The sequence below is a fragment of the Kingella denitrificans ATCC 33394 genome, assembly GCF_000190695.1.
Lineage (GTDB): Bacteria > Pseudomonadota > Gammaproteobacteria > Burkholderiales > Neisseriaceae > Kingella_A > Kingella_A denitrificans.
In genome coordinates, this window is the sequence record NZ_GL870938.1 from 1 (window position 1) to 521 (window position 521).

The 521-nt window shown below is 32.2% G+C and carries 1 pseudogene; it reads right to left on the reverse strand.

Annotation, left to right across the window (positions count from 1 at the left end):
- Positions 1 to 132 precede the first annotated feature (132 nt).
- Positions 133 to 521 (reverse strand): annotated as a pseudogene (locus HMPREF9098_RS12010) (integrase); the annotation flags it as partial.

Below are 521 nucleotides of genomic sequence, written 5' to 3' on the forward strand. Positions count from 1 at the left end.
TCAATACTCTTAATATTCAATAACTCTGAAACTTTAGAGCAAAGTAAATTCCATGTTAACTTCCCCTCCCAGGTTTTAATCAACATAATGATATCTTCCAAATTTTCTTCTGTAATAAGAATTTTAGGCATACTACATCTCCATTAACCTATATAAATCATCAAGTTTAGCCGTTTCTGGTTTTTTAACATCTATATCCATTCCTTTTTCCAATAAGGCTAACTTGACTGGTGAAGGATCATATTCGTCAGATATTCGTAATAGTGCACCATTTGGAATTTCACTATTTTCCAAGAATGCAATTTTGGTTCTTATATGTGCCAATCTCCACCCTAGGTTACTTATCCAACGATCTGCACCAAAAGCTCCTAATTTATGGTGTTCTTTTGCTTTATTAATTTGCTCTGTAAGCTGAATTACTCTATGCTTTAATATTTCTAAAGATGATTCTAATCCTTTAATACAAATAAGTTCTTTACATGTTTCACAATCTCCATGACGAGAACATGGAGACATTGCAT